Below are 20,440 nucleotides of genomic sequence, written 5' to 3' on the forward strand. Positions count from 1 at the left end.
TATGAGACTTATCTATACTTTTATAGCGTTGTTATTCTCTATAACAGGCTATTCACAGTCCCAACAAACCACTATTATTCCTAGTGAAGGAATATCTATAGAAAGTATATTAAGAGGTGCTTTAGGAATGTGTGTGCTTCTTATGATTGCCTTTCTTTTTAGTCATAATCGCAAAGCCATTGCTTGGAAAACTGTCGGCGTAGGACTTCTTATACAACTACTCTTAGCCTTCGGTGTACTGAGAGTAGAATGGGTAAGACGTGTATTTGAACTCGCTGGAAAGTTCTTTCTCCTCATTCTGGACTTCACTAAAGCAGGTAGTGATTTCCTCTTCGGTAATCTAATGGACATAAACGGAATTGGATATATCTTTGTCTTTCAGATACTCCCTACCATTATTTTCTTCTCTGCTCTTACCTCTATTCTTTTCTATTATGGTATTATTCAGGTATTTACCCGAGCGTTAGCATGGGTACTGAGTAAATCTCTGAAAATATCCGGAGCAGAAAGCCTTTCCGTTACAGGAAATATTTTCTTAGGACAAACAGAAGCTCCTCTTATGATAAAATCCTACTTAGAAAAAATGACCAAAAGCGAGATTCTCTTGGTAATGGTCGGTGGTATGGCAACAGTAGCTGGGGGCGTACTGGCTTCTTACATCAATTTCTTAGGAGGTAGTGATGAAGTCCTAAAATTAGAATTTGCTAAACACCTTTTAGCCGCCTCTGTTATGGCTGCCCCAGGAGCCGTAGTTGTCTCAAAAATATTATATCCTCAGGAAGAAGCTATTCCTACTCAATATACAACCTCTAATGAAAAATATGGCAGCAATATCCTTGATGTAATTAGTACAGGAACTACAGAAGGACTAAAACTTGCAGCCAATGTGGGAGCTATGCTTTTAGTATTTGTTGCCCTGATTGCTATGGTAAACTACTTCCTTGGTTGGGTGGGTGATGTTACCTTCTTAAACCCTATTATTGCTGACAGTAATTTCCTCCCTTATGATAAGCTTTCTTTGGAAATGATTTTAGGTTCTATCTTCTCTCCTATTATGTGGCTCATCGGAGTTGCTAAGGAGGATATGATGCTGGTAGGACAACTCTTAGGAATCAAACTTGCTGCTTCAGAATTTGTAGGGTATACCCAATTAGCAGTACTAAAGGATCCTACTGCCCCTATGCATTTTATGTATCACAAATCAATAATCATGGCAACTTATCTCCTATGTGGATTTGCTAATTTTGCCTCCATCGGGATACAAATAGGAGGTATTGGTTCTCTTGCACCTGGTCAGCGTAAAACTCTTTCCGAATTTGGAATTAAGGCTGTATTAGGAGGAACACTTGCTTCCCTTATGTCCGCCACCATTGCAGGAATGATCCTAGGTTAAAAATCATCAAAGATGTCCTTATCAAAAATTCTCCTTGTATTCATAGGTGGAGGACTGGGAAGTATGCTTCGCTACATGACTAATAATGTTATTATGCGATGGGTAGGGATAAGACCTTTCCCGTGGGCGACTTTTACTATAAACATACTAGGCTGCCTACTTATAGGAGTAGGAATTTCTCTTATCAGAGAAAATTCCCTAACCAAATACTTATTCATTACTGGATTCTGTGGAGGGTTCACTACTTTTTCCACCTTTTCGGCTGAGAATGTGCATTTATGGCAACAAGGGAACTATATACAACTTCTTTTGTATATTGTATTAAGTATTCTTATAGGCTTTTTATCTCTCATAGGAGGAACTTATATAGGGAAAACATATTTATAGATATTACTAATTCAAATAAAATTAACTAATAAATGGAAAGAATAGCTAGTTTTTGTGTAAATCACCTTAAATTACAAAGAGGAATTTATCTCTCTCGTAGAGATGTTGTAGGTAATGAAGTGATTACTTCTTTTGATATTCGTATGAAAGCCCCCTACCGAGAACCTGTATTAGGAGGGGCAGAGATACATACTATGGAACATTTGGCGGCTACATGGCTCCGTAACAGCGATTGGAAGGATAAAATTATCTATTGGGGACCTATGGGATGCATGACTGGGAATTACCTTATTTTGGCTGGTGATTATACTTCCAAAGAAATTGCTCCCCTTATCACTCATTTGTTTGAATATATAGCCAATTTTGAAGGAGATATTCCTGGAGCCTCAGCCATAGAATGTGGAAATTATTATAATAATAATCTTCCTATGGCAAAATATGAGGCTAAAAAGTATCTGGAAGAAGTACTCTATCACCTAACCGAAGAAAACTTAAATTATCCATCCTAATCTTATTAAAATAGAATGCCCTCCAAAAAGTTTTATTGCTTTTATGGAGGGCTTTAATATTCAAAAACTTTTCCTTGTAATTCACTACTCCTGGACTGTACTATTTATTTTTCTAAGTTCTTCTTTCGCATCGAAACGATTCTCTATAGGCTTATCATTAATAATATTACCATCCTTAAGCACTACTGTGCGCTTACTAAAATGTGCAATATCATCCTCATGCGTAACAAATCCTATAGTACTTCCCCTGTCATTGAGGTCTTGGAATAATTCCATAACTTCATAAGAGGTACGTGTATCCAAGTTTCCTGTAGCTTCATCTGCCAAGAGGATTACAGGGTCATTCACTAAAGAGCGTGCAATGGCTACTCGTTGCTGTTGCCCACCTGAAAGTTCACTGGGCATGTGATGCAAACGGGATTCCAAACCGACCCTTTTCAATGCCTCTATAGCACGCTCTCTACGCTCTTTTGCCGAAATTTTAGAATTGTACATTAAGGGTAGTTCTACATTTTCTATAGCAGAAGTTCTTGCCAAAAGATTATATGCCTGAAAGATAAATCCTATTTTGGTATTACGCACATTTGCCAATTCATTTTTTGTCATATTTTTTACAGAAATACCATCTAAAAGATAATCTCCTGAAGAAGGCCTATCCAAACAGCCTAATATATTCAGTAAAGTAGATTTTCCAGAACCACTGGGACCCATAATAGTTACAAATTCCCCTTCATAGATACTTAAGTTGATCCCCTTGAGAACCTTTAGGACTTCACTCCCCATTTTGAATTCTCGCTTCATATCCCTTATTTCAATAATTGACTTCTTCATAAGTTTCTATTTTGCCTTAGTATTCTGCCTTCTACGGAAACGAGGCATAAAAGGACTACCTCCATTTTGCTGATCATCTGCTGTTTTTGCTGACGGATTGATACTATTAAGAGACGTTACTACCTCCTCTCCTACAGTGATTCCTTTCATTACCTCTACATTAATACCATCATTACTTCCTATGACAATTGGCTTCTGAGAGAGCGTACCATCAGAATTTTCAACCCATACATACTTATTCTTTCCCTTGCCTATCTCAACCTTAGGCATTTGTGCTTTTATTCCTTTCTGCAGATAATACTTTGCTAAGAGTGAAAGATCTGGAGAGAAATTAATTGCCCTGTTATTAAGTGTTGTAACATCTTTTAACTCATTCGTATAGATGATAATGGTCGCAGTAAGTCCTGGTTTTAGTTTTTCTTCAGGATTCTCAGCATCTACAATAACGGTATAGGTAACCACATTAGAGGTAGTTGTGGGAGAAAGCCGTACTTGAGAGACCTTTCCTTGAAACTCTTCCAAAGGATAGGCATCCACAGTGAAGGTTACCCTTTGTCCTAACTTCACTTGACCTATATCTGCCTCATCCACATTGGCTTCTACCTGCATTTTCTTAATATCTTTAGCAATTTTAAAGAGGGTTGGTGCACTCATCGTAGCAGCCACCGTTTGTCCTACTTCTACCTCCCTACTAAGGATTACTCCATCAATAGGAGCATAGATATTGGCATACCCAAGATTCGTTTTAGCTTGGTTCAGAATAGTAAGCCTTTGGGTAACTGCAGCCTTAGCATTATGAAGTTGATAATAAGCTTGCTCGAAATCTGCCTTACTAATAATCTGATTCTCATACATGCTTTTTTTGCGATCATAATTTTGCTGGTAATAAGTAACCTCATTAAGAGAAGCATTATAATTGGCTTGTGCATTAATCACATTCTCTTGCAGATTGGTTTTGTCCAACTCTGCTAAAAGTTCTCCCTTTTTCACTTGGCTGTTGTAATCCACATATATCTTACTCACCAATCCAGAAACCTGTGTACCCACCTCTATTTCATCCACAGGTTGCACACTTCCCGTAGCAGTTACTTCTGTGGTTACATCTCCTTTTTCTACCTTTTGCTTCTGCAAAACTATAATAGCCGGCTTTTCCTTAAAGAAAAAGTAATATACCCCATATCCTATAACAATTAACAATAGAGTAAAAATACTATTTCTTAATATCTTTTTCATTCTTTTATCTTATTTTTTAATGAACATCAATATTCTTCCCTTGATAGAAATTCAACAATTGTTGGTAAAGTATTACCATGTATTTATTCTGCAAATAGGTCTGCTCCGCATTAAGATAGGTATTCCTACTGACCAAGAGTTCTGTATTGGTAAGATTACCAAATTCATGTTTTTTCATAGCAAGTTCATAAGCTAACTTAGCATTATCACGCGCTGTTTTAGAAGCAACTTCCTGTGCCTGATGTGTGGTAGCATTATGCCAAGCTGTTTCTATCTTGGTATAGAGGTCTTTTTCAGCTTGTCTACGTTCAAGTTCAGCTTGTGATTCAGAAATTTTAGCTAAAGTAACATTATCTCTATTTTTGTAACGAGAAAAAATAGGTACATTGAGTGAGAGTCCCACCGTTTGTCCAAAATTATTATCTAACTGTGTTCTATAATTCACTTCCGCACGATTGGAATATCCTGTATTTACACCTGCACTAAGAGACAGAGTAGGTAGAAAGCCTGATTTGGCTATCTGAATATCCTTCTGCGCTATTTCTTTCTGTTTTTCATATATTTTTGTATTAGGAAGTTGTTGTAAGGCTTGCTGGAAAATGACTTCTTTGTTTTCAATAGGCTCATTAACTTCCTCCTTCTGAATAATTTGAATTCTGAAATCTGTCCCTACAGGGAGTTCTAAAAGTTGCTTGAGAGCAAGTACCTGAGTTTCATATTGGTTTTGAGCTTGTATAATATTGTATTGATTATTGGCGTTTTGTGTTTCTATTTCAATAAGATCAATCTTAGCTATAGCCCCATTTTCAAAACGCTTCCTTGCCTGTGCAAGTTCTTCCTGAGAGGAAAGAGCCGTATTCTTGGCAACTGTAATATTCTCATACTTAAAAAGCGCTTGCAGATAAGCTTCTAACACACTCAGTACTATATTATTTTGAGCTTCTTTTACATATAATTCATTCTGTTCCAACACCAACTGTGTACGCTGTATTTGTAGGTTCAATCTATTCCCTTCATAGAGAGAAACTGAAGCACTTATGCCAAAACTATTAGTGAAGGTAGTTTGGTTCACCCTATCATTCGTTATCTGATTAATCACAGATCCATTGTTTACATTTGCTGAAGCATTAGCTCCTACATTAGGCAAGCGATTACTTCTTGCCTGATGATGATTAACGGAAGCTATCTGTTGGTTAAGTTGTGTTTTCTTTACTGAAATATTATTAGTAATCGCATAGTTAATACAATCAGTAAGAGACCATGTTTTTTCTTGAGCCCATATAGGAAGAGACAAAAGGGCAATAAAGATAGTTTTATATTTCATTTTCATCTTTTATTACATTTGGAGTACCTAACAGAATATTTAGGTGCTCATTTGAACTACAAAAGTAATAATTTTTCGGGAATTATATAGCAATTATATAAATTTTTTATACCTTTCTTTATCAAAATATTTTTAGATAAAAATTTGTCAGATAAAAAAAAAGGAGTATCTTTGCACCCGCTAAGTAACCTCTGGCGAAGGACGTATATGTTGCTTAGGGTTAATTTAATAATTTTTATACTTTTATGGAGTCTTTATTAAAGTACGTACAAGACAATCTCATTACAAAGAAAGATTTTCCTGATTTCTCCACCGGAGACACTATTACAGTGTATTATGAAATCAAAGAAGGAGAAAAATCCCGTATTCAGTTCTTCAAGGGAGTCGTTATCCAACGAAAAGGTACAGGTGCAACAGAAACATTTACCATCCGTAAGATGTCAGGTGAAGTAGGTGTAGAACGTATCTTCCCTATCAATATGCCTGCTATTCAGAAAATTGAAGTTAACAAATACGGAAAGGTACGCCGTGCACGTATCTTCTATTATCGAGAATTACGTGGTAAGAAAGCACGTATCAAAGAAATAAGAAAATAGTCTTTTAAACGTGATCATAACAAAAAGGTTGTCAATTGACAGCCTTTTTTTATAATTTCTATTCATTTTCAATTGATAGACCTATCATGAGCAAAACTTTTATTAATGGAGCCTCCTGTATCTCCGTACAGCCCTCTTTTACGGAGGAGTTCCCCTCTTATTCTATTGAAAACAAGGAGAATAATATACTCTATGCTATAGAACCTGCTTATAAGGAGTATATTCCACCGGCATCTATCCGAAGAATGGCTAAAGGAGTAAAAATGGGAATTGTAGCGGGAATTCATGCACTAAAGCAAGCACAAATCTCCTCTCCCGAAGCTATATTAGTAGGAACGGGGATGGGATGCGTACAGGACTCTGAGAAATTCTTACGAGGTATTTTAGACAATCAGGAACAACACCTTACTCCTACAGCATTCATACAATCCACTCATAATACAGTTGCAGGGCAAATTGCACTGAATATGCAATGCAAAGGAATGAATTTCACATACGTAAATGGGGCAGTCTCTTTTGAAAGCGCCTTACTGGAGGCTAAGATGCAAATGGAGCAGAATTTACTGAAAAATGTTTTGGTAGGAGGAGTAGATGAACACAGCCCTCATACCCTCTATTTATATGAATTAGCAAACATCATAAAAGATAAAGGAAGTCTCCCTCAATCCATTTTATCACCAAAAACTCAAGGGGTTCGTTTTGGGGAAGGGGCAACCTTCTTTGCTCTTTCTAATTATTGTAATGAGAGTACATTTGCAGAACTTATAGAGGTATCTTTCCTTAACAGAATGGATATCAATGAAATTCCTACTTTCATTAACCATTTTCTACATCAGCAAGGAATTACTATTAATGATATTTCAATGGTTATCTCTGGAAGAAATGACAACAAAGATGATATTCCTTATTTCAAAGCCTTTGAAAATTTATTTTCCTCTATTCCTATACTTATCTACAAACATCTAACAGGAGAGTTTCTTACGGCTTCTGCTATTGGATTATGGATTACTTGTAATGCTCTCAAGAAAGGCACCGTACCTCAATCCTTGAACATACTTACCCAAAAGGAGGTAAATGCTCCCATCCAGTATATCTTACTCTATAACCAATACTTAGGGAAAGAACACAGTTTAATATTATTAAGAAAAAAATAACAATTCTATTTATACAAAATAGTTTTTTATATTAATCATTTTTTATATCTTTGTACTTTATTACTAAAAAATAAAAATATGTCATTTAATCTACCTGAACTTCCTTATGCATATAATGCTCTTGAGCCTTATATAGATGCACGTACTATGGAAATTCACTACACCAAGCACCACAAAGCCTATACAGATAACCTAAATAATGCCATTACAGGAACTGAGTTAGAAGGAAAAAGTATTGAAGATATCCTCCTTAATTTAGACCCGGAAAACAAAGCAGTTCGTAATAATGGCGGAGGTTATTACAATCATAATCTTTTTTGGGAGATCTTAACTCCTGATAAGGGGATGACTCCTTCAAAGGAGCTCTCTGAGGCTATTGATAAAGCATTTGGTTCTTTTAAAGCTTTTAAAGAGATCTTTTCAAAAGCTGCTGCTACCCAATTTGGATCAGGATGGGCATGGCTTACTGTACACAAAGGAGGGAAAATAGAGGTATGTGCTACTGCCAATCAGGACAACCCCTTAATGCCTCATATACAATGTGGCTCTCCTATATTAGGAATAGACGTATGGGAACATGCTTATTACCTAAACTATCAAAATCGTCGAGCAGACTATATTGAAGCATTCTTCAATGTTATCAATTGGAATAAAGTAAGTGAGTTATATCACAAAAATAAATAAACCTTTTGTAGATAAGATCTCTCTTATATCAGTTATTTTGAATATACAAAGAAGCTATTTCTAAGAGAATGGCTTCTTTCTTTTAGATTTTTTATTAAAATAGAGTAAAATGGCACAATTATTGAGCTACTTTTTACAGAGATAAATTCTTAAAATATCCACCCCATGAAACCTAAAAAAAATCCTAATGTTGATTTAAAACGCCGTACTGGATTATTCTTTTCCATAGGTCTTGCTATAGCTACTTTTGCTAGCCTCTATGCTATTAATTATAAGACCGTAGAAGAAGGTAAAAAGAAATTAGAATTTGACAAAATTACTGACCTTACAGAGGATGTGCAGGATTTCACTATGGAGGATAATACTCCCCCTCCTGCTCAACCTGAAGAAGAACAACCTAAGGAAATTGAAGTTCCTGATGTTATCAAACAAGTAGATGACAAGGAAAAAGTAGAGGTTAATTTAAAAAAGAATGATGATAATAAGGATGATGCTTCTAACAAAGCCCCTATTCTAAAAGGTGTCCCCGGAGGTACAGGTACCGGTACAGGAGGTGATGAGGATATTCCTGATGAAGTTCAATTCTTTGCTATTGAGCAAAAGCCTATGTTTGAGCAATGTAAAGATGAACCCAAAGATCAACAGGAAAAGTGTTTTAAGAAGTCCTTAGATGCTTTTGTTAACAAAAACCTTGTCTATCCAGAAATCGCTAGAGAAATGGGAACACAAGGAAGAGTAACTGTACAGTTCCGTATCAAGAAAGATGGCACTGTAGAAGTCATTAATGTTCAAGGAAAAGAAGATATTCTTAAGAAAGAAGCTCGTCGCGTGATTGAAAAACTTCCAAAACTTATCCCTGGTAAACAACGTGACAGACCGGTAGCGGTAATCTTCTCTTACCCTATCTTATTCAGACTAAACTAATGAATATTTTTTATATTTATTACAAGTGAATAGTTAATTATTATTTTTCTATTCACTTTTAATTTTTAATCTTAACTAACTATGTCCCAAAAGATAAAATCTACTCTTTATGGATGTATCCCTTTAGTACTCATAGCCATCATTGTATGGGGGATCCACTCTTGGCGCAAAGAGAGTTCTCATGGATTATTTGTAGTAGGGAAAGCTCCTTCTTTTTGCCTTACTAACCAATATAATAAGCAGATTTGTAATAAGGATTTTGAAGGGAGAGTGTGGGTAGCGGATTTTTTCTTTACTTCCTGCCCTACTATCTGCCCTATTATGACCACTAATATGGTAGCTGTACAGAATGCTTTTTCTGATAATTCCATAGGGATAGCATCCTTTTCTATTGATCCTTATACAGATTCTCCTGAAGTATTACAAACTTATGCTAAAGAAAAGGGAATACATTCTCCATATTGGCATCTGCTCACTGGAGATAAAGAAATTGTATACCATATCGCTAATGACGGGTTTAATATTTATGCTAAAGAAGGCAATAAGCCCGAAAATTTTGAACATTCTGGATTATTTGCCTTAGTGGATACTCAAGGAAATATTGTCTGCAGGAAGGACAATACCGGAAAACCCATTATCTTCTATAATGGTATGACTAAAGAGGGAATTAATATGCTTATAGAGGACATCAAAAAACTAAAGAATAACTCCTTATAATTGACTTTATCTTGAAAAAATCTCCTGTTCAACCTAAAAAGTACTTAGGACAACATTTCCTCACCGATTTAAATATTGCTCAACAAATAGCAAACACTCTATCCTTTGATGGGTATAAAATAGTTTTAGAAATAGGTGCTGGTACTGGAGTACTTACACAATTTCTTCTCCTAAAAAAAACAGAGACTTTTGTTATTGAAATAGATAAAGAATCTGTTGAATATCTTCAAGTTCATTTTCCTCAATTAAAAAACCATATTATTGCAAAAGATTTTCTGAAGTTTGATATTGTAAGTTATTTTTCAAAGGCTTCCTTTGCTATTATAGGAAATTTTCCTTATAATATTTCCTCTCAAATCATATTTAAGTTATTGGAAATTCGCTTTTTTGTTCCTGAGTTTGCCGGAATGTTCCAGAAAGAAGTTGCTGAACGCATTTGCGAAAAGGCTGGAAGCAAAGCCTATGGTATTCTTTCAGTACTCACTCAGGCTTTTTATGATACTGAATATCTATTCACCGTTCCTGAGAATGTATTCAATCCTCCTCCTAAGGTGAAAAGTGGAGTCATTCACCTCAAACGTAAGGAGAACTATAGTCTCCCTTGTGATGAGAGACTTTTCTTTACTATCGTTAAAACTACTTTTGGGCAACGCCGTAAAACCCTTCGCAATAGCCTAAAGTCTTTTTTATCAGAGAAGGAAGAACTTAAAGTTCATTCCGTTTTTGATAGGCGTCCTGAGACACTCTCTGTAGAGGAGTTTATCACACTCACCCAATGGCTTACTCCTTAAGAATAAATTCCCCCGTTGATATTTATCACCTCCCCTGTAATATAACTTGCCTTATCAGAAACAAGAAAACTAACTAAATTAGCGACTTCTTCTGCTTTACCAAAGCGTCCCATGGGGATCCTCTTAGAGAGTTCCTTCTCATCCAAAGAAGCGGTCATATCCGTTTGTATAAACCCTGGTGCTACTGCATTAACCGTAATATTTCGCTTAGCAACCTCTTGTGCTAATGCTTTTGTAGCAGCAATCAGAGCCCCCTTAGCTGCTGAGTAATTTACTTGTCCCTCTGTACCTTTCACTCCCGAAACAGAAGCTATATTAACAATCCTCCCATAACGATTACGTAGCATTTTTTGAATAAAAAAATGGGTCACATTATAGAACCCATCCAAGGTTGTTTTCAGTACCTTATCCCAATCCTCATAAGGCATCCACATAAACAGTCCATCACGAGTAATTCCTGCATTATTGATAATCACCTCCACTAAGGCCTCCTTATTCGTTTCCTGCCAAAGAGTAAGTACTTCCTGTGTTTGCTCCTTATTGGTAACATCGAAACAGAGCAATTCTCCCACAGCTCCTAAACTCTGTACTTTGTCAAGGGTTTGTAAAGCAGCTTCTTTATTACTCTGATAATTAATAAGCAAATGATAATGATTATCATAAGCCAATTTTTCACAAATAGCTCTTCCAATACCACGAGATGCTCCTGTTATAAGTGCACATTTTTTCATATTTCTTCATTTTTTAGAAAAAAAGGCTATCTTACACTCTCAGATAGCCTTTCTATTCCTTGATTTATTAAAATATTTTCGGATACTTAACAGGATTTATCTCATTCATAATTTCATATATTTTCTCATAAATATCCTCAGCATTAGGTTTTGAGAAATAATCTCCATCAGAGGCATACGCAGGACGATGAGATTTGGATGTTAGGGTCTGTGGCTTACTATCCAAATAGCGGTAAGCATTTTGTTTGTCCACAATCTCTTGCAATAAGTAAGCAGAAGCACCTCCTTCTACATCCTCATCTACAATGAGCAGATTATTAGTCTTCTGAACACTTTTTACAGTATCATGATTAATATCAAAAGGAATTAAAGATTGAACATCAATGATTTCAATACTAATATCTACCTTATCCAATTCCTTAGCTACCTGTTCTACTATACGCAAAGTAGAGCCATAAGAAACTACTGTAATATCACGACCTTCACGAATTTTTTCCACGACCCCTATAGGAGTGGTGAATTCGCCCAAGTTGGAAGGCATTCTCTCCTTAATACGATAACCATTCAAGCATTCCACTACGAAAGCTGGTTGATTTCCTTGCAGAAGCGTATTATAGAACCCCGCTGCCTTAGTCATATTACGAGGTACCAAGAAATAAACTCCTCGCAAGAAGTTAAGTAGTCCTGCCATAGGTGAACCTGAATGCCAGATTCCTTCCAAGCGATGCCCTCGTGTACGAATAATCAAAGGTGCTTTCTGATAACCACAAGTTCGATAATTTAGAGAAGCTAAATCATCTGTGATAGTCTGTAAAGCATAAGGCGTATAATCTATATATTGAATTTCGGCTATAGGACGTAAGCCACGCATAGCCATTCCTACACCTTGTCCTATAATGGAGGATTCTCGTATACTTGTATCATCTATACGGGTAATCCCATACTTCTCTTGTAAGCCTTCCATTCCCTGATTTACATCTCCTATTTTCCCAGTATCTTCTCCAAAGGTAATCAAGTTAGGATATTTAGCAAACAGTGCATCAAAATTATCCCGCAAGATAATACGTCCATCTACCTCTGGAGCATCTTCCGCATATTTAGGAAGTACTTCTTTGACAAAAATAGGATTTTTATCATCTTCACTATATAAATGAGAACTATATCTGTCCTGTAGATCTTCAAGGATATTATTAAGCCATTTTTTGAGGTTTTTTACAGATGTTTTTTCCTCTCCTACTGCATAACGTAATGCCTTACGGGCAGTACTAATCACATCGCGATAGAGAGGTACATCTACATCAGCAAGTGCATCCTTCAGATGAGATATCTCAAGGCTATTGAGGCACTCTTTCTCCATTTCATATAGAAGATTAATAAGCTCTCTTTTGGCTGTTTTTATAGGATTTTGATACTCCATCCAAGCCTTATCACGAGCATCTTTTACTGTTTTCTTTACTTCTTCCTCTATCGCTATAAGTTCACTTTCTGTAGCTATCCCATTAGATATAAGCCATTTACGAAATTGTACATTACAGTCATATTCTTTTTCCCATTCAAGTCGTTCAGGTGTTTTATAGCGTTCATGTGAGCCTGAGGTAGAATGTCCTTGTGGCTGTGTAAGTTCCGTTACATGTATAAGGGAAGGTACATGTTCAGTACGAGCTAAATGCCCTGCCTTAGCATAAGTTTCCATAAGGGAAGGATAGTCCCATCCTTTGACCGTATATATTTCAAATCCTTTGTGATTGAAATCTCGCTGGAATCCCTTAAGAGCCTCTGAAATACTCTCCTTTACTGTATGATAAGAAGCAGGAACCGAGATACCATAATCATCATCCCATACACTCATCACTACTGGAACTTGTAACACTCCTATAGCATTGAATGCTTCAAAGAAAAGTCCCTCACTGGTAGAAGCATTCCCTATGGTTCCCCAAGCAACTTCATTACCATGGTTAGAGAACCCCTCACTATTGGGAATAGAAAGATCCCGATAAATTTTAGAGGCTTGTGCCAGTCCTACCAAACGAGGAATTTGACCAGCCGTACAGGAAACATCACTTGCCGTATTATACTGGTCAACAAGCCTTTTCCAATTTCCTTTTTCATCAAGACTATGGGTAGCAAAATGCCCCCCCATCTGCCTTCCTCCGCTGTGAGGTTCATGTTCTATATTATTATCAGCATAGATACCTGCAAAAAATTGCTTAGGAGTATATTCTCCGATTGCCATCATAAATGTCTGGTCACGGTAGTAACCACTACGGAAATCTCCCTTCTGGAAAGCCCGAGCCATAGCCACCTGTGGTAGTTCCTTACCATCTCCAAAAATACCAAATTTAGCCTTTCCCGTAAGTACTTCTCTACGTCCTGCCAAACTACATTCACGGCTAAGAACAGCTATTCTATAATCCTCCAAGGATTGTTTTTTTAATTCTTCAAAAGGCATGCTTTGTAAAAAAGAGGTCGTTGTATCCATAAAAATTAGTTTTTCTGAAATAAAGCCCAAAAGTACATAAAAAATAATTATTTGCCAAGAAAATCTATCTTTTTTCATACAGATTTTTCTCTTATGGGAAATATAAAAGGCTATCCAAGAAGGACAGCCTTTCTGTTAAATTTAATTTACCAAAATATCAAACTTTTAGAATCTCTGCTTCCTTTTTAGCAAGTATTTCATCTATCTGTTTGATATACTTATCAGTAAGCTTTTGCACACGTTCCTCAGTATCCTTCTTTATATCATCGGAAATCTCTATCTTTTTGATTTCCTTATTAGCTTCTTGGCGAGCATTACGCACCCCTATTTTAGCTTCTTCGCTTTCTCCTTTGGCTTGTTTTACAAGTTCTTTACGGCGTTCCTCCGTTAACGGAGGAACACTAATGATAATTGTTTCTCCATTGTTCATAGGATTAAACCCTAAATTGGCTACCATGATAGCTTTTTCTATTGTTGAGAGCATATTTTTCTCCCAAGGTTGTATGCTAATGGTTCGAGAATCAGGAGTATTCACATTTGCCACTTGGCTTAAAGGTGTTTGTGAACCATAATAATCCACAAATACACTCCCGAGCATCTGAGGAGAGGCTTTCCCTGCACGGATATTGAGTAACGATTTCTCTAAATGTGCTACTGAACCTTGCATTGCCTCCTTAGTACTCTCTAAAATAAAATCAATTTCTTCATTCATAGATAGTTGTTTTTTATTTGTTATAAATATCCTTTCGGTTGGCAAAGATACAATATTTAAGTGAAAAATAAAAAATGAAACTTAAAAATTTTTAATCATCCTTTCCAAAAATCTACTAAGATAATCATTTCTTCTCCCTTACCTGTCAAACAAAACTATTATATTTCTCCAAAGAGTCATAAATATATACAAATCAATTCATTAAAATCAATATGACAAAAAACTTTTTTTATCATAAAAATTTTTTTAATTAAAAAAAAGATGTACTTTTGGCACAAAATTAAAACTTATTAAACTACAATTATTTATGAAAAAATCTTTATTCTATATTCTCTTCTTTCTATTAATCCCTACTGCCTGCCAACACAATGGTGACCTTATGATAGAAGATTTTGAATCAGGATCTTTTCAAGATTGGATTATTGAGGGAGATGCCTTTGGACAAGTTCCTGCTGAGGGAAGTCTTGCAGGCGAACAAGAAGTTATTGGATTTCAAGGAAAATATCTTGCTAATAGTTTTCATAATGGAGATGATTCCCGTGGAATCCTCACCAGTAAACCTTTTCGTATAGAACGAGACTTCATTAACTTTCTTATTGGAGGAGGTAATTCCAGTGATACCTATATAGAACTCCTTATTGGAGAACAGAGTATTTATAAAACACATAGCCCTGTGGAGAGTGAAACTCTACAACTAATGAGTTGGGATGTAAAAACTTACAAAGGACAACAAGCCACCCTACGCATCGTAGATAACCAACGTGGCAGTTGGGGGCATATCCTTATCGATGCTATTGAACAAAGCAATCTTTTTAAAAGTAATATAATGGAAAACTACACTCTTACCTACAACATTTCCCAAAAGTACCTTCTCCTTCCTATTGAGGATAGTGCTCCAGAGACTAAAGTACAACTCTTAGTGGAGGGAAAAGAGATGGGTGCCCCTATGGATATCCGCCTTGCTAAAACACACATTCAATATTGGTTACCTCTTCCGGTAGCTTCCTATCAAGGGAAGAAAATTTCGCTCGTTTTTAGGCAAGTTACAAAAGGAGATATGGGGATTCACCAAATAAAACCTTCTAATACTTTTGATTATAATTATAAGGAATCCTATCGCTCTTGCTACCATTTCACTCCTGAATATGGCTGGATGAATGACCCTAATGGTATGGTATATCATAATGGAGAGTATCACTTATTCTACCAATATAATCCCTATGGAGCTCGCTGGGGGAATATGCACTGGGGGCATGCTATAAGTGAAGACATGATGCATTGGAAGCAGCTCCCCGTCGCCCTTTCTCCTGATAGCTTGGGAGCTATCTTTTCTGGTAGTGCAGTGATAGATAGAAATAACTCCGCAGGCTTTGGTGAAAATGCCATGATTGCCTTCTATACTTCTGCAGGTGCACAACAATCTCAATCCATTGCTTATAGCCTTGATAACGGACGTACATTTGTCAAATATACTCATAATCCTGTGATTCCCAATCCTAATATTCAGGATTTTCGTGATCCTAAAGTATTTTGGTATGATCCTCAGAAGAAATGGATTATGTCATTAGCTACTTCACAAACTATTACTTTCTACACATCTAAGAACCTCAAGCAGTGGGAAAAACTTAGTGAATTTGGACAAAATATAGGAGCTCATACAGGTGTATGGGAATGCCCTGACCTCTTCCCTTTAACTTATAAGGGACAAAAAAAATGGATACTCTTTGTGAGCATTAACCCAGGAGGCCCTAATGGAGGAAATGCTACCCAATATTTTATTGGTGACTTTGATGGAACTACCTTTACCCCAGATCCTCTTCCCTACCCTCTCTGGATTGATTACGGACGTGACAACTACGCAGGAGTTACTTGGAGTAATATTCCTGAAAGTGATGGACGCAGAATTTTCCTTGGTTGGATGAATAATTGGGATTATGGTAATTCAGTGCCTACCCAAAATTTTCGAAGTGCTATGACCCTACCACGAGAACTAAGACTTGCTGACAACGGACAACACTTAGTAGTTGCAAGCTTTCCTGTACAAGAGGTAGGAGAAGAGAGAGATAGTAATCCCGTTATTATAAACAAACTCACTGAGAATCCCCTGCCCATCAGTGCTGATTTCTATAACAACGGGTATGTGGTGAGCTTCACTGTCAAGCTCAATACTCTTAAGAGCTTTAGTTTTTCTCTACAAAATAGCAAAGGAGAAAAGATAGTGTATTCTTTTGATACAACAGAGAAAACCCTTGTAGTAGATAGAAGCCAAAGTGGTCTTACTAACTTTAGTGGTAACTTTGCCGAGCCTCTAATCAAAGCTCCTTTGACTCCAAAAGAAAGCTATACTATACACCTTTGGGTGGATAAAGCCTCGACCGAAGTCTTTGTCAATGGAGGTGAGGTGGTACAGACCAACATCGCTTTTCCTACAGAACCTTATAACCAATTATGGTTCAATCTAAGAGGAAATACAGACGTTAGTATAGAAAATATTACACTTTACAAGATAAAAAATTAATAACAACAAAGGAAAAACAGGGAGAAAGCAACTTTCCCTCTGCTTTTCTATTAATAACCACTCTAAAATTATTGGATAATGAAAAATAAAATCATAGGACTTGGAGAGATTCTTTGGGATGTATTCCCTGAAAGAAAAATATTAGGAGGTGCCCCTGCTAATTTTGCTTATCATATCTCTCAATTTGGCTTTAATGGTTATACAGTAAGTGCCATTGGTAATGATTCCTTAGGTAAGGAAATCTTAGATAACCTGGAAAAGAAACAGCTTAATTATCTGATAGAGAAAACTGATTTCCCTACAGGTACTGTAAAAGTTAGTGTAGATAACTGGGGAGTTCCTCAATATGAAATCTGTGAAGGAGTTGCCTGGGATAATATTCCTTTTACCTCCCGCATGGCTAATCTTGCTAAGGAGGCACAAGCAGTTTGTTTTGGTTCTTTGGCACAACGTAACAGATTATCACGAGCCACTATCAATGCTTTTTTAGATGCTATGTCTGAAGATAGTATAAAGATATTTGACATCAACCTTAGACAGAACTATTACACTCGGGAAATCATAGAAAACTCATTACAAAAAGCTACTATCCTTAAAATCAATGATGAAGAAGTTGTAAAAATTGCTAAACTTTTAAAATGGGAAGCCTCTGAAAAAGATATTTGTAAACACTTATTAAATAATTACAATCTTGATATTCTTATACTTACCAAAGGAACTGAAGGAAGTTGGGTACTTACTCCCAAAGAAGAATCTTTCCTGCCTACTCCAAAAATAACTATTGCTGATACTGTAGGTGCTGGAGATTCCTTTACAGCTGCTTTTATAGCCTCACATCTGCATGGACGTTGTCTTGTTGCCTCTCATCAATTAGCCGTAGAAGTATCTGCCTATGTATGCCAGCAACATGGAGCTATGCCTAAACTTGCTGATGCTCATTTGGAACTATTTAGATAAAAAATTTTATTTATTATCTTTAAGTCCTCTCTTTCCTTCACAATATGACTGAAATATACAAAGAAGAAATAATAGAATAAAATACTAAAAATAACTTTTACAATAGTTTTAAAAGGTATTTAATAGCAGATATAATGTAAATAAAAACCATTCATAGGAACATCTACACTTAAGAACTCATCATTTATTAAGCTAATAAATGATGATAGAATTTGTCAAATATAATTTTAAACCAAGCAGTATATTGCTGGGGCGATTGTGCTATACCCTCTTTTATTGCTTCCAAAGGGAGCCATTTCCAAGAGGCAACCTCCTTAGGATTTACCACAGGAATATCATCACTACAACCTACCAATACATAATCATACTCATGTTCAGTAAGTCCATTATCAAAATCAGCCTTATAAATAAAAGAAAAGAGTTCCTTTAAGGGAATTCGTAAGCCCATTTCTTCCCAAAGCCTACGTTCACCTGCTTGTATATTGGTCTCTCCTTCTCGGGGATGACTACAACAGGTATTTGTCCAAAGCCCCGGTGAATGATATTTGGAAAAAGCCCGTTGCTGAAGGAGTATCTCTTTTTTAGAGTTGAATACAAATACAGAAAAAGCTCGATGGAGTAGCCCCTTTTCATGAGCTTCCATCTTCTCCATTAGTCCAATAGGACGGTCTGCATCATCTACTAAAATAACATACTCTTTCATTAGTCTATCAAGGATTCAAAAGTCATATAATCCCCTTTCGTAAGACCTAACTTATCGGATAAGCCTGCATTAATTTCAAGTACGTACATAGCATTTCCTTCTGACGGACGTGAAGTCTCAGAGAGAGGCTCTGCATTCTTAGCTATACTCACAATATGCTTATCCTTATCTAAATAAATAATATCCAGAGGGATATAAGTGTTTTTCATCCAAAAAGAACGAGGTTTCTCCTCATGAAAAACAAAGAGCATACCCTGATTCTCCTTCATGGATTTTCGGTACATCAATCCTAACTCAGTTTCTCGCTCTGTTCGGGCAAATTCAACATCAAAGGTTTTAATAAGAGTATTATCTTTTTTATAGAAAGAGAGATTCCCTTCATGCTCAAAAGGAGGTTCATATTCCTTTATTTCATCAGGAGTCACTATCTGTTGGGGGAGTGTGTCATTATTAGAAAAAAAACGTGGTAACACTGTAGCTAATGCTACTAATATTAATATTCCTATAAGGATATTAGTAAAATGTTTTCTGAAAAAATCCATCGAAATTCATTATTATTTTTAGGGGACAAAAATACAACTTTTGTAGAAAAATGAAAAGCAAAAAGCAAAAAATTAGTAATCTGTCAATTCATCATCAATGTCTGTTATTTCTCACAATAGCTTTCCTGCAAAAAATAAAATACTCATCAAAAAAGTTGAGAAAGCTACTACTTTCAGCTGTGAATCAAAATCCTTAGGATTCTTTACTCCTCTTACGTAAAACAGATGAAAGACTAAAGGAATAAAAGCTATAATATACAAAGCCTTATAACGAAATTCAAAAGTAAACACTGTATAGAGCATCATCAAAAGCATAGGTAATATAATAAGTAGATAATGATAATACTTAGCAAATGAAAGTCCTATTTTTACAGGAATAGTATGTTTTCCCATTTGCTTATCATTCACCATATCACGCATATTATTAAGATTCAATACTCCCATACTAAGCATCCCACAAGCAGAGGCTGGAAGTAAAACTAAAATATCAAATCTTTGTGTATAAAGCATATAGGAACCCATTACACTTACCCAACCAAAGAAAATGAAAACAAATATATCTCCCAATCCCTTATATCCGTATGCAGATTTTCCTACTGTATATCGGATAGCTGCAAAAATAGCCCCCCCTCCTAGAATTATAAATACAAGAGCTAATATCCATTCCTCTTCAAAAGCAATCCCTATAAGTACCAGTGCCGAAATAGCTGAAAGAATAGCGGTAACAATAACTACTCGTTTCATCTCCTCAAGAGTCATAGCTCCTAATTGTATAGCTCGCTTAGGACCTAAACGCTGATCATTATCTGTTCCTTTCTGAGCATCTCCATAATCATTAGCATAATCCGAAAGAACTTGAAATAATACAGTGGTTAACAATGCTAAAAGAAAAATACTCCACTGAAATTCACCTTGACCATAAGCGATTGCACTCCCCAATATGATTCCTGATATAGAAAGAGGCAGTGAACGCAAGCGAGCAGATTGGTATAAGCTATGAAAAGTTATCACAATTATAATTATTAAATAAAAACAAACAATAACCCCGAGTACTTACTCGGGGTATTAATACAATCAATATTAAAGTATTACCTTTCAGTACAGTTACATCCGCCGATTCCTTGGAACATATCTATTCCCAGCGTAATCATGTGGGTTCCTGAGTTATAAGAACGCAAGCTATTGAGCATCAGGTTATAACCATAAGCAAAGTAGAATACCCCTTTCTTAAGCCCCAACATAGGCCCTACACTCA

General features: G+C 36.1%; 21 protein-coding genes. 11 read left to right on the top strand and 10 right to left on the bottom strand.

The features are described 5' to 3' along the window. Position 1: 1 nt before the first annotated feature. From VJJ03_RS09700 to VJJ03_RS09710, 3 genes are read left to right on the top strand one after another with little or no spacing between them, the layout of a single operon-like run. On the top strand, positions 2–1,393 hold the full coding sequence (locus tag VJJ03_RS09700; RefSeq protein WP_009746661.1) for a NupC/NupG family nucleoside CNT transporter: 1,392 nt from the start codon (positions 2–4) through the stop codon (positions 1,391–1,393). A 12-nt stretch (positions 1,394–1,405) separates the two neighbouring features. After that, complete coding sequence (crcB, locus tag VJJ03_RS09705; protein WP_009746662.1) at positions 1,406–1,780, top strand: fluoride efflux transporter CrcB; 375 nt, start codon at positions 1,406–1,408, stop codon at positions 1,778–1,780. Positions 1,781–1,812: 32 nt separating this feature from the next. Then, positions 1,813–2,289 (top strand): S-ribosylhomocysteine lyase, encoded by a 477-nt coding sequence (locus VJJ03_RS09710; protein WP_009746663.1) that lies wholly within the window; start codon positions 1,813–1,815, stop codon positions 2,287–2,289. An 84-nt stretch (positions 2,290–2,373) separates the two neighbouring features. Here the strand turns inward: VJJ03_RS09710 and VJJ03_RS09715 are convergent, their stop codons facing one another. Genes VJJ03_RS09715 through VJJ03_RS09725 form a run of 3 tightly spaced genes read right to left on the bottom strand, consistent with a single transcriptional unit; the run spans position 2,374 to position 5,683 of the window. Then, the gene (locus VJJ03_RS09715; protein WP_323975294.1) at positions 2,374–3,120 is read right to left on the bottom strand and encodes an ABC transporter ATP-binding protein; all 747 of its coding nucleotides are present in this window, start codon (positions 3,118–3,120) and stop codon (positions 2,374–2,376) included. 6 nt (positions 3,121–3,126) lie between these two features. Next, complete coding sequence (locus VJJ03_RS09720; protein ID WP_009746665.1) at positions 3,127–4,353, bottom strand: efflux RND transporter periplasmic adaptor subunit; 1,227 nt, start codon at positions 4,351–4,353, stop codon at positions 3,127–3,129. 16 nt (positions 4,354–4,369) lie between these two features. Continuing rightward, positions 4,370–5,683 carry a TolC family protein gene (locus VJJ03_RS09725; protein WP_009746666.1) on the bottom strand — a complete coding sequence of 438 codons (1,314 nt, stop codon included), beginning with the start codon at positions 5,681–5,683 and terminating at the stop codon, positions 4,370–4,372. A 239-nt stretch (positions 5,684–5,922) separates the two neighbouring features. On the opposite strand from VJJ03_RS09725, the gene rplS reads away from it, so the two are divergent. The 6 genes from rplS to rsmA all read left to right on the top strand — a co-directional run bounded on the left by rplS (position 5,923) and on the right by rsmA (position 10,543). After that, positions 5,923–6,273, top strand: a complete 351-nt coding sequence (rplS, locus tag VJJ03_RS09730; RefSeq protein ID WP_009746667.1) for a 50S ribosomal protein L19 — start codon at positions 5,923–5,925, stop codon at positions 6,271–6,273. 86 nt (positions 6,274–6,359) lie between these two features. After that, on the top strand, positions 6,360–7,427 hold the full coding sequence (locus VJJ03_RS09735) for a beta-ketoacyl synthase N-terminal-like domain-containing protein (protein WP_323975296.1): 1,068 nt from the start codon (positions 6,360–6,362) through the stop codon (positions 7,425–7,427). Between the two features lie 78 nt (positions 7,428–7,505). Further along, positions 7,506–8,111: a superoxide dismutase gene (locus tag VJJ03_RS09740; RefSeq protein ID WP_323975297.1), complete on the top strand. Its 606-nt coding sequence runs from the start codon at positions 7,506–7,508 to the stop codon at positions 8,109–8,111. Between the two features lie 165 nt (positions 8,112–8,276). Next, positions 8,277–9,035: an energy transducer TonB gene (locus tag VJJ03_RS09745; protein ID WP_009746670.1), complete on the top strand. Its 759-nt coding sequence runs from the start codon at positions 8,277–8,279 to the stop codon at positions 9,033–9,035. 81 nt (positions 9,036–9,116) lie between these two features. Continuing rightward, entirely contained in the window at positions 9,117–9,752 is a 636-nt protein-coding gene (locus VJJ03_RS09750) for an SCO family protein (protein WP_009746671.1), read from the top strand. Positions 9,753–9,763: 11 nt separating this feature from the next. Beyond that, positions 9,764–10,543: a 16S rRNA (adenine(1518)-N(6)/adenine(1519)-N(6))-dimethyltransferase RsmA gene (gene rsmA, locus VJJ03_RS09755; protein ID WP_009746672.1), complete on the top strand. Its 780-nt coding sequence runs from the start codon at positions 9,764–9,766 to the stop codon at positions 10,541–10,543. Here rsmA and fabG read toward each other — a convergent pair. The 3 genes from fabG to frr form a co-directional block, all read right to left on the bottom strand. After that, entirely contained in the window at positions 10,540–11,274 is a 735-nt protein-coding gene (gene fabG, locus VJJ03_RS09760; protein ID WP_009746673.1) for a 3-oxoacyl-ACP reductase FabG, read from the bottom strand. The two genes, rsmA and fabG, sit on opposite strands and share 4 nt — an antisense overlap. A 67-nt stretch (positions 11,275–11,341) precedes the next feature. Continuing rightward, positions 11,342–13,753 carry an alpha-ketoacid dehydrogenase subunit alpha/beta gene (locus VJJ03_RS09765; protein ID WP_323975300.1) on the bottom strand — a complete coding sequence of 804 codons (2,412 nt, stop codon included), beginning with the start codon at positions 13,751–13,753 and terminating at the stop codon, positions 11,342–11,344. Positions 13,754–13,910: 157 nt separating this feature from the next. Further along, positions 13,911–14,465 (bottom strand): ribosome recycling factor, encoded by a 555-nt coding sequence (gene frr / locus VJJ03_RS09770; protein WP_009746675.1) that lies wholly within the window; start codon positions 14,463–14,465, stop codon positions 13,911–13,913. Positions 14,466–14,772: 307 nt separating this feature from the next. Between frr and VJJ03_RS09775 the strand changes: the two genes are divergently transcribed. Together VJJ03_RS09775 and VJJ03_RS09780 are read left to right on the top strand one after the other, a co-directional pair. Continuing rightward, a complete protein-coding gene (locus tag VJJ03_RS09775; protein ID WP_323975303.1) occupies positions 14,773–16,983 on the top strand; it encodes a GH32 C-terminal domain-containing protein in 2,211 nt (736 codons plus the stop codon). Between the two features lie 78 nt (positions 16,984–17,061). Next, on the top strand, positions 17,062–17,940 hold the full coding sequence (locus VJJ03_RS09780; RefSeq protein WP_323975305.1) for a carbohydrate kinase: 879 nt from the start codon (positions 17,062–17,064) through the stop codon (positions 17,938–17,940). Positions 17,941–18,127: 187 nt separating this feature from the next. Here VJJ03_RS09780 and idi read toward each other — a convergent pair whose 3' ends face one another. From idi to VJJ03_RS09800, 4 genes are all read right to left on the bottom strand, one after another. Further along, the gene (idi, locus tag VJJ03_RS09785) at positions 18,128–18,643 is read right to left on the bottom strand and encodes an isopentenyl-diphosphate Delta-isomerase (protein ID WP_009746678.1); all 516 of its coding nucleotides are present in this window, start codon (positions 18,641–18,643) and stop codon (positions 18,128–18,130) included. Further along, positions 18,643–19,185 (bottom strand): DUF192 domain-containing protein, encoded by a 543-nt coding sequence (locus tag VJJ03_RS09790; RefSeq protein ID WP_009746679.1) that lies wholly within the window; start codon positions 19,183–19,185, stop codon positions 18,643–18,645. Before VJJ03_RS09790 ends, idi begins: the two co-directional genes overlap by 1 nt. A 111-nt stretch (positions 19,186–19,296) precedes the next feature. Then, complete coding sequence (menA, locus tag VJJ03_RS09795; RefSeq protein ID WP_009746680.1) at positions 19,297–20,196, bottom strand: 1,4-dihydroxy-2-naphthoate octaprenyltransferase; 900 nt, start codon at positions 20,194–20,196, stop codon at positions 19,297–19,299. Positions 20,197–20,273: 77 nt separating this feature from the next. Continuing rightward, on the bottom strand, positions 20,274–20,440 hold a 167-nt coding region (locus VJJ03_RS09800), incomplete at its 5' end, for a type IX secretion system membrane protein PorP/SprF (RefSeq protein ID WP_323975025.1).

Source organism: Capnocytophaga sp. G2 (assembly GCF_035282625.1).
Lineage (GTDB): Bacteria > Bacteroidota > Bacteroidia > Flavobacteriales > Flavobacteriaceae > Capnocytophaga.

Coding starts and splice junctions, on each gene's coding strand:
- VJJ03_RS09735 (WP_323975296.1), top strand. CDS start 6,360: ATGAGCAAAACTTTTATTAATGGAGCCTCCTGTATCTCCGTACAGCCC.
- VJJ03_RS09790 (WP_009746679.1), bottom strand. CDS start 19,185: ATGGATTTTTTCAGAAAACATTTTACTAATATCCTTATAGGAATATTA.
- VJJ03_RS09715 (WP_323975294.1), bottom strand. CDS start 3,120: ATGAAGAAGTCAATTATTGAAATAAGGGATATGAAGCGAGAATTCAAA.
- VJJ03_RS09720 (WP_009746665.1), bottom strand. CDS start 4,353: ATGAAAAAGATATTAAGAAATAGTATTTTTACTCTATTGTTAATTGTT.
- VJJ03_RS09775 (WP_323975303.1), top strand. CDS start 14,773: ATGAAAAAATCTTTATTCTATATTCTCTTCTTTCTATTAATCCCTACT.
- crcB (WP_009746662.1), top strand. CDS start 1,406: ATGTCCTTATCAAAAATTCTCCTTGTATTCATAGGTGGAGGACTGGGA.
- frr (WP_009746675.1), bottom strand. CDS start 14,465: ATGAATGAAGAAATTGATTTTATTTTAGAGAGTACTAAGGAGGCAATG.
- VJJ03_RS09725 (WP_009746666.1), bottom strand. CDS start 5,683: ATGAAAATGAAATATAAAACTATCTTTATTGCCCTTTTGTCTCTTCCT.
- idi (WP_009746678.1), bottom strand. CDS start 18,643: ATGAAAGAGTATGTTATTTTAGTAGATGATGCAGACCGTCCTATTGGA.
- VJJ03_RS09750 (WP_009746671.1), top strand. CDS start 9,117: ATGTCCCAAAAGATAAAATCTACTCTTTATGGATGTATCCCTTTAGTA.
- VJJ03_RS09745 (WP_009746670.1), top strand. CDS start 8,277: ATGAAACCTAAAAAAAATCCTAATGTTGATTTAAAACGCCGTACTGGA.
- rplS (WP_009746667.1), top strand. CDS start 5,923: ATGGAGTCTTTATTAAAGTACGTACAAGACAATCTCATTACAAAGAAA.
- VJJ03_RS09700 (WP_009746661.1), top strand. CDS start 2: ATGAGACTTATCTATACTTTTATAGCGTTGTTATTCTCTATAACAGGC.
- VJJ03_RS09765 (WP_323975300.1), bottom strand. CDS start 13,753: ATGGATACAACGACCTCTTTTTTACAAAGCATGCCTTTTGAAGAATTA.
- fabG (WP_009746673.1), bottom strand. CDS start 11,274: ATGAAAAAATGTGCACTTATAACAGGAGCATCTCGTGGTATTGGAAGA.
- VJJ03_RS09740 (WP_323975297.1), top strand. CDS start 7,506: ATGTCATTTAATCTACCTGAACTTCCTTATGCATATAATGCTCTTGAG.
- VJJ03_RS09780 (WP_323975305.1), top strand. CDS start 17,062: ATGAAAAATAAAATCATAGGACTTGGAGAGATTCTTTGGGATGTATTC.
- VJJ03_RS09710 (WP_009746663.1), top strand. CDS start 1,813: ATGGAAAGAATAGCTAGTTTTTGTGTAAATCACCTTAAATTACAAAGA.